The following is an 8,845-nucleotide window of genomic DNA, read 5'->3' as shown; positions in this document are numbered from 1 at the left end:
CCTTTAACGAGTTGCCAATGCAAGTAAATTATGCATTTTCTGGAAAATCTTCGTTTTACTTCTATGCGATTTTACATCGTAAATTCAAACAGTTTTCAATTGTCGTTCAGACACTAAGTAGATCTAAACTTTATGATTTTGGAGTATTTATTGCTATGTCAATAAGATTGGCAACTGGGGTGCCAATTGATATTCCTTACTGGTTTGACGTAGAGAATGATGAAATTAAGGGTTATGGTAATACACTTATAAATACTTATCGAGTTGGTAAACGCTATTTATATCCGCTTGATGATGGAATACAGCATAGTGGATTAATTGCGTTACAGAAAGGGCTATCAACTATTGCCCAAAAACACATCAAAGAGTCCTCAAAAAACGTATTAATACGAGCAATAGAATTCGCAGCAATCGGCTTCCAAAATCGCCACATCCCCTCCAGGCTGGTAAATAATACAATATTCCTTGAATCGCTGTTTAGCCTCTCCAATACTGAAATAGGTTTTCAGATCGCCGCCTCGGTCTCTTGGTACCTCAAGTCAGGGAGGACACCTGAAGAGAGAGACGAGTTGTTCAAAAAAGTCAAAGAGTTATATGGATATAGAAGCAAAATAGTCCACGGGGCAGATATCAGCTTAAAAAACAGAAAACTATTGGAAAACTGTTTATTCTCAAAAGAGATGAATACAGATATTTTCCAAAATATTCTTGTCAGAAACGATGTTGAGGCTTTCAGCATGCCTCAGAAAAAACGGCAAGAAGAATTAAGAAAGCTATCACTTGGGGCTGGAAGTATTTTTCTAGACTAAAATGTATAACATACAGCTGGTGTCGGACTCGGTCTCCTCCCCGCACAGCTATTCGTTCGGTATAAAAATATGAAATTGAAGGACATTTAATGGAAGATCCAATTTACACAACGCTATATTCAAATAGTAGAGCTTTGATAATTGGTATCAATCAATATATATTTGCTCCACCTTTAGAATATGCGATCAACGATGCTAAAGCTGTCGCCGAGATTTTAAAAAAGAAATTTGGTTTCGATGAATCAAATTTGAAAATCCTTACAGATAAAAAAGCCTCTCGATCTGAAATTATGGCCCATTATATGACTTTTGTTAATAAGGACATCGAAAGTAATGATAGAATTTTGATATTTTTTGCTGGGCATGGATATACGCATACTGGTAAGCGAGGTGAAGTAGGTTTTTTAGTACCAAATGACGGCAATATTAGTGATCTGTCATCATTAATCCGATGGGATGATTTAACGAGAAACGCCGAGTTAATTCCGGCAAAACACATACTTTTTATAATGGATGCTTGTTATGGTGGGTTAGCTATTACAAGAACATTAGCTCCAGGAAGTATGAGATTTTTGAAAGATATGTTGAAAAGATATGCTAGGCAAGTCTTAACAGCTGGGAAGGCCAATGAAGTTGTCTCTGATTCTGGTGGCCCTATTCCTAATCATTCAGTTTTTACAGGGCATTTAATAGAAGGCCTTGAGGGAAAGGCCGCTTCTGATGATGGCTCTATTACAGCTAATGGTGTAATGTCGTACGTATATGAAAGGGTTGCAAAAGACCCTTATTCACAGCAGACACCACACTATGGATTTTTTGATGGAGATGGTGATTTTATTTTTACTGCCCCTATTCTATCGGATCTAACTAATGAAAATGAAATTGATAAAGATATATTGATTTCAGTCCCCTCTTCTTTACCTGAAACCAGCCAATCAGGAAACATAGATCTTATTGATATTACAAAGCAATACCTTTCAGATGCAAAATATAAAATCCGTTTACACGATCTTGTGAGTCAAAAACTTCGCGAAGTTATATCCCTATTAGCTGATGAAAAGTTTTCAATACAAGGTGAAGGTTTTAATGATGACGAATTTTCGAGACGATTGAAAGTTTATGAAGAAGTAATGAAGGAAATTCAATCAATAATAATATGTGTTGCTTTTTGGGGAGGTAGTGAACATTATCAATTATTGAATAAGATCTTGGCAAGGATTTCAGATAACCTTGGACCAGAAAGTGGTCTTATTGTTTATTTAAGACTGCGCTGGTACCCACTTTTTTTGCTTTTGTATTCTGCTGGTATAGCATCAATAGCAAATGATAACTATAATGCACTTTCAAATATTCTCACCGTGAAAGTCAGATCTCCTAAAAATATTTATGAGGTTATACCTATATCAATTCCGATTGGTGATGCCGCCGCTGAATTGCATGACGCATTTAAACGGCTGCCTGGTCATAAAAAGCATTATGTCCCTCGCAGTGAATACTTATTCAAATTACTTCAGCCAGACTTAGATGATTTATTGTTTTTGGGTAATGACTATGAGCGGTATTTTGATCGATTTGAGGTTTTCTTGGCGCTCGTGTATGCTGATTTAACATACAAACCAGAAGGTAGCGTATGGGCTCCGATAGGTAGATTCGGATGGAAATATCGGAATAGAAGCAGAGCTGGAAATACTTACGTAGAGATCCTTCAAGAAGCTGAAAGGTTTAAAAATGATTGGCTACCTATAAAAGCAAGCCTTTTTTCTGGGTCATACGGTAGATTTTTAGAAATTGCGACGAAATATCAAGAATTGCTAAATAATTCAATATGGTAGTGAAAACTATGTTAAAACGAGTGATCCTGTTGTTCAAGTTATGATATTAGAGGAGTCGATCCTGAAAAACTCATAATTTGCCAGAGATTTGGCAAATACTTGCTCTTTGACAAAATAGAAGCCAAAGTAAAATTTGGCGTAAAAAGTCAGCTGCCCACTTGAGCAGCTTTAAAAAATTCATACCAGCTGCACTCATAATCGCATTGATCCGGTCTCCCTCAATTCCCTTGAGACGATTGCGATCCATTCGATGTTCTCGCTTCAAGTGACCGATCCCGGGTTCTATGGCTGCACGACGCTTCATCCACCGCCATAAGCTTTTGGCGGTTCTTCCTCTTCGGCGTTTGTCAACATGGACTTGTGTGTCTCCTTTGTAGTTATGACCACGATAACCCATGTCCACAAACACGTGTTCAGGCTCTAAAACTACTCGTTTTACTTGTCTCAATGCTTGCTTCAAAGTGTGGCCGTCATAAGCAAAAGGGGTCAAGTCCATTTATGACTTATTTGACCAGTAATGATAGGCAAGCCAATTATGGCACGACTATTTAGGGTTGCGGCCCATCAAATTATAAGTTTCTATTTTGAGGGGGTTCCAAGATACTCTATAGAGCTTATGTAAAGTAAAAAGAATAAATATAACATCTTAATATCATATTAAATATAAGTTTAATCCAAATTTTACATCCACGTCGCCTATGGTATCTTGAGATAGACAATGTTGTAACCCATAGTTCCGCATTGTTCGAGTCCTGAGTGCCATTTAATTTCACAGGTTGATAATTTGGTATAGTTCCTGAGTCAGTTTGTTGATTTGAAATTTTTCCAGAGAGATAGGTGTTCGCTGACCTTCTTTTTTCTGATTATTAAGCAATAATTGATATCCAATCATCCGCCGGGATCAAACATCTGATTTGAAAGGGGCTGTGCCGATCGTTTCAGGACATTAATATGGAGATTCAAATGTCTTTTTCGCATGGGGATTAACGCGAAGAACACCCAGTGCCCAGTCCTGTAAAGCAGAATGATTCGGCATATTGGCATGTTGCCCGGCAAGCATATCCTTGATTTTTTGTTTTTGATCAATGTGTGTTCGGGGACCTTTTGGTATCTCTTCCCGAATGCTGGAAAGGCTGTGCACCGTGCCGTCACCCTGATCGTCCTGTATTACTTTGTTAAACATAAAGAAGTTATCATGTCCGGTATCGACTTTTACCTGCTTCCAGGTTTCACTACCCACACCATAGGCATAATAAACCTTTTTCACCCATTCTTTCGGCCAGGGCGCCACCATCACGCGAGAAAAGGCCTGCGCATCGGCCAGTTTTCTGGAAAAGAAATCCGGGGAGTATTTTTTTTCAAGTTCTTGTACCAGACTCTTTTGCCAGGATGAGACATTAAATATATCCAATGGTTCGCCGGTTGAGCGGTTAACGACGGCTTTCGGCCAGTTCGGCAATAGCTGATATAACCCGATCATGGTGCGTGCTGCATGGCGCATGGATTTTTTTTGTTCGATTCCGAACAGATTGCGTGCCCCGGGAAGCAGGGCTTCAACAGCCTTAAGGCTCCCTCTAAACGGCGTTGCCAGGGTGATGATTTTGGCAATCTTTCGTGGTGAAATCATTTTGGTCGCACACCACTTGATTACCAGTCCCCCCATGCTGTGGCCGATCAGGACCACCTGTCGAGGCGGGGTTCGCTTGGCTGCTTTTTCGTGAACCCCTGTGATATGCAGGACCCGTTCGATGAATTCAGATAGCGCACCAGCAGCAAGGCGATTATCCTTTCTCCAATCGTAGGTAAAAACATAAGCATACGGCTGTTCATCCATCTCGTCACGGATTTCATCGACCATACTTTCATATATAAGCGGTATCGCCTGATGGGGCATCACCAATCGTTTTACCTGTGCATCAACGGTATCATCCAATGGATGAAGGTGCAGGGCATCAAATTTTTTCTTAACTATCCCGGTCCAGAGTACTGCGTCATTATAATCAACAGGAAATTCATCTTTGAGCCATGAGCCCTGTATGCCATGTACAAATATTACCGGATTTATAGCCATAGTTATTCTCCTTTTGAAGGGTCAGGAACGGGTGTGGGGATGTTCGGTTTAAAATTTATTGTCAGGTGAACATCAAATACTACATACAATTTTTATGCCGGAATTTATATTTTACCGTTTTATACTGCTTTTCATAAATATATTCCGAAATATAGACTTTCGATATATGTGGCTGTAGAAAAACCGTTTAGATAACGGAACATTTTTTTGACAGCCGCTATAAAAGCATTTATCTCTCAAAATTTGAGAAAGCCCGCCATTCCTAAGCCTAGCAGAGGCCACAAGTTTCGGAAATCTCGTGACAGGTTGGAGCTATCTGTACAAAACAAGAGTCCAAGACAGTTGCTTTTTATGATAAATATATGAAATTTCAGATTAGCCAAGCTCACTCAGGAAATCCAGCCTTGCGCATGGCGTCGATAATGAGTTTAAGGTCGGCTTTATTTTTAAACGGCGCTGTTTTTGAAACACGCTCCACAGAAAAACTGTGATCTATCTCTAATGCTTTTTTAACTGCAGCACCCGCCTCCTCTTGCCGATCTAATAAAGCATAAGTAACAGCCAAGAGCATATGGTTATATATGTGGTTGGGAGCTCGATGAATCGCTTTCTTAGTTGCGATTAGTGCATCCTCATACTGTCCTTTCAGGATATAGCAGCGGCTTAAATGTAAAAAGTACCAATATTCAGGAAAAGGATCGAGACGAATCCCTTTGTTAAGATACCCAATGGCTTCATCCGGCCTGCCGGCAAAGCTTAGCGTCATACCCAAAAGCCCATGCATCATCGCCCCATTTGGCTCAAGTTTTACAGATTTCTTCCCTTCGGCAATCGACTTTTCATGTTGCCTCATCATCAAATAGACACTGCTCAATAAGCCATGGGAGTGGGCATCAGATTCATCTAAAGCAAGGGCCTTTTGCACAAGTTTAAATGACTTTGCAATAGACTCTCGAGGTGAAATGCCATGAGCAAATAATCCCCAATTATACCAACTTAAGACTCTATAACCCACCGGAGATTCAGGTGCCATATCAACGATTTCCTGTCCTATCTGGCCATACCTTATAAGACTTTCTTTTGTGCCTCTTCGCCAAAGAGATAATACCTCCATAGCTTTTAAAAGAATATCCAGGTTTTTATATTTCTTGCTCCAAATACGGATTTGCTCGCCCTCTGTAAGTTTTATTTGCAGGGCGGTCACTATCTTCATGGTAATCTCATCTTGCACTGCAAAGATATCTTTCAGATCACGGTCGTAACGTTCTGCCCACAGGTGATGACCCGAAATGGCATCGATCAACTGTGCGGTAATCCTCACCCGATCTTCAGATTTTCGCACACTGCCTTCGAGTACATAGCGCACGCCCAGTTCCTCTGCGACTTGCTTAACATTGACCGGCTTGCCCTTGTAAGTAAAGGTTGAGTTTCGGGCGATCACAAAAAGTTGATCCGTCTTGGAAAGCGTGGTGATGATCTCTTCAGAAATTCCATCACTTAAATACTCCTGTTGGGGATCTTCACTCATGTTTTCAAAGGCCAGCACGGCAATGGATGGTTTATAAGGTAATGGAAACGCCATCTTTTCTACAGAAGCAGGCTCAATCGGTGGCAATCGAAAATTGAAGTGCCAAACAGCGAAAGCCACAGCAATTAGCACAACCGCTGAGACTACGGACGCAAAGCGCAATTGTTTTGGTCTCGGCCTCTCCTCTCCGATCATCGCTCCAGCGTGTTCAGGTTCCATCAGTACCTTATAGACACGCACAGGCTCATCAATGTTTTTTACCGAATGCTCACCGAGGTATTCAAAACCTAATTTCAGCTTTTTTTTAACATGATCACAAACGCCCCGAGATATGCAAATACCACCCGGCTCAGCCAGCCCCTCGATCCTTGCGGCCACATTCACCCCGTCGCCGTAAATACGATTTTCATCTTGAATGACGTCACCGATATTGATACCGATTCGAAATTGCATTTTTCGATCTTCGGGGAGGTCAGCATTCCTTTCCTTGAGTTCCTCCTGGATTTTTACCGCACAACTGACTGCATCCACCGCACTGGCAAATTCAGCAAGTATGTTGTCACCCGGAGAATCGACCACGCGTCCCCGGTGCTGCTGGATCAGGAATGTCATTTTTTTCCGGTAGGACTTTAGGGTGGCAATCGTTGCCAGCTCGTTATCAGCCATAAGCAGGCTGTAGCCTTTTACATCGGCACTGAGAATAGCACGCAGCTTACGCTTGGCATCATGGGCAGGCATAAAACACCTCCTTATGATTATGAAATTGAAGCAAGGGTGCTGAGTGGCGGATGGAATATCAGCGATTTGTAATACAAAAATGAGCTTGGAAATTCAGACCAGTATGATTTACAAGCAGAAAAGGAATGTAAGTATAAACCTATGCAATAGGAGATTGGAATAGAACTGTTATACTCAATAATTTAAAGAGATATTCAAATCAAGAGTTTTTTTAAACACCTATGATTTGCGATATCATGCAGTAAAACGTAACAAAATCTGTTTTTTCTATTATTAAGTTACATATGATTAATCTGGCTTTTATTTTTGTGATTGTCAAGCTGTGTCAAGACCGTCCCCGATCACTTTTAACATTTGCAGGGAGTTAATTTTATCACCCCTCCTTAACGGAACATATTTTTGCAAATGACGATAAAACTTGGAGACGCTGCGAATCATTTACTATCCATTGCCGATGTTGATGGTATCAAAGCTTTAAAAAAAGAAATATAAACTCACCATCATTTACATCCACCGTCAGATTGGCGCCGCGGGACTCGGCAAACACCCTCCATGCGTGTTTGTCGCCGAAATCGCATTGAAGCTTGGGGTAAAACTCTCCGCTTGTTCGATGGTACCAGGACAGCAGCATCGGATCCGGACAGTATTCTCTGGCTTTCTCCTTGGCCCGCTGTTTAACGCTTTGAAAGTCCAAGCCAGACTCGCTTATCCGGAGGTTGACGATTTGTTTGGATGGGTTATTCGGGTCTGTGTGAATTTGTGCCATGCAGATATCGTGTGCCGAACGCTTTTATCGGGCGGTGGTTTGCAGATGGAATCCCGGGGAATTGCTCCCATTCTCTCATCTTTTTTTCCACCGCTCTGTTTATACAAAATAGTCTATTTTTTCCGGCCGCGGTAACGAATCAGACCTTCCTGGCTTACCGAGGCCACTAATTTTCCCTGGCGGGTATATATCTTACCGCTGCTAAAACCCCGGGCTTTGCCGGCGCTGGGGCTTTTCATGGCATACAACATCCAGTCATCCATACGAAAATCCCGATGAAACCACATGGCATGATCGAGGCTGGCAATCTTCATTCCCGGTTCCCAGAAACTGTGGCCGTGGGGATAAAGTGAGGTAACCACCAGGCCGAAATCAGAGGCATAGGCCAGTAAATATTGATGAATTGCCGGATCATCGGGAAGTTGATCGATGGTTTTAAACCAGGCGTAGCGCAAAGGTTCTCGTTTTTCCGGGGCAAAGGGGTTGATCGGGTTGATCGGCCGGATTTCAATCGGTTTGGGACATAATATTTTTTCCCGAATCTCATCCGGTAATTTATCCGCAACCATCCCGGCCAGTTCCATTTCCGAGGGAATACCGTCCGGTCCGGGCATTTCCGGCGCATCGTCCTGATGTTCAAAACCGGATTCATCAAGCTGAAAGGATGCTGACATATTGAAAATGGCCCGGCCTTTTTGGATGGCCACCACCCGGCGGGTGGTAAAACTCTGGCCGTCGCGGATACAGTCGACTTCATAAACAATCGGCTTGGCGGCATTGCCCATTCTGAGAAAATAGGCATACAGACTGTGGGCCTTCCGATCGGAAGGTACGGTTTGATAGGAGGCCGACAAGGCCTGGCCCAAAACCTGGCCCCCAAACAAACCGCCAAATCCCAAATCCTGACTTTGGCCGCGAAAAATATTCTCCTCGATCTTTTCCAGTTTTAGGAGGGTTAACAACTCCTCTAAAACATTGCCTTCAATGAATGGTTTCATTTTTCACCCCACCACCGCAAGGGTAAGAACTTGCTTTTGACCAGCCTGAGTATGGAAAAACAGTGCTTGTATGTCAAGCAATAAGTCGGCACATACATGTTGT

At 42.0% G+C, this 8,845-nt stretch carries 6 protein-coding genes and 1 pseudogene; 2 read left to right on the top strand and 5 right to left on the bottom strand.

The genetic code is table 11. The features are described from left to right. Both SWH54_07800 and SWH54_07795 read left to right on the top strand, forming a co-directional pair. The coding region (locus SWH54_07800) for a HEPN domain-containing protein (GenBank protein MDY6791155.1) at positions 1–809 on the top strand (809 nt) is incomplete at its 5' end. Positions 810–898: 89 nt separating this feature from the next. Then, positions 899–2,641: a caspase family protein gene (locus tag SWH54_07795; protein MDY6791154.1), complete on the top strand. Its 1,743-nt coding sequence runs from the start codon at positions 899–901 to the stop codon at positions 2,639–2,641. A 70-nt stretch (positions 2,642–2,711) separates the two neighbouring features. Here the strand turns inward: SWH54_07795 and SWH54_07790 are convergent. From SWH54_07790 to tesB, 5 genes and pseudogenes are all read right to left on the bottom strand, one after another. After that, a pseudogene (locus SWH54_07790) lies at positions 2,712–3,116 on the bottom strand (transposase). A 471-nt stretch (positions 3,117–3,587) separates the two neighbouring features. Further along, on the bottom strand, positions 3,588–4,712 hold the full coding sequence (locus SWH54_07785) for a hypothetical protein (protein MDY6791153.1): 1,125 nt from the start codon (positions 4,710–4,712) through the stop codon (positions 3,588–3,590). A gap of 385 nt (positions 4,713–5,097) precedes the next feature. Beyond that, positions 5,098–6,978: an adenylate/guanylate cyclase domain-containing protein gene (locus tag SWH54_07780; GenBank protein MDY6791152.1), complete on the bottom strand. Its 1,881-nt coding sequence runs from the start codon at positions 6,976–6,978 to the stop codon at positions 5,098–5,100. A 466-nt stretch (positions 6,979–7,444) separates the two neighbouring features. Beyond that, positions 7,445–7,744 carry an AF1514 family protein gene (locus SWH54_07775; protein ID MDY6791151.1) on the bottom strand — a complete coding sequence of 100 codons (300 nt, stop codon included), beginning with the start codon at positions 7,742–7,744 and terminating at the stop codon, positions 7,445–7,447. 113 nt (positions 7,745–7,857) lie between these two features. Next, the gene (gene tesB, locus SWH54_07770) at positions 7,858–8,742 is read right to left on the bottom strand and encodes an acyl-CoA thioesterase II (protein MDY6791150.1); all 885 of its coding nucleotides are present in this window, start codon (positions 8,740–8,742) and stop codon (positions 7,858–7,860) included. Positions 8,743–8,845 lie beyond the last annotated feature (103 nt).

It is taken from the genome of Thermodesulfobacteriota bacterium (genome assembly GCA_034189135.1).
GTDB lineage: Bacteria > Desulfobacterota > Desulfobacteria > Desulfobacterales > JAUWMJ01 > JAUWMJ01.
The sequence above is the reverse complement of the archived record's forward strand: the minus strand, read 5'-3'. Positions and strand labels throughout refer to the sequence as shown.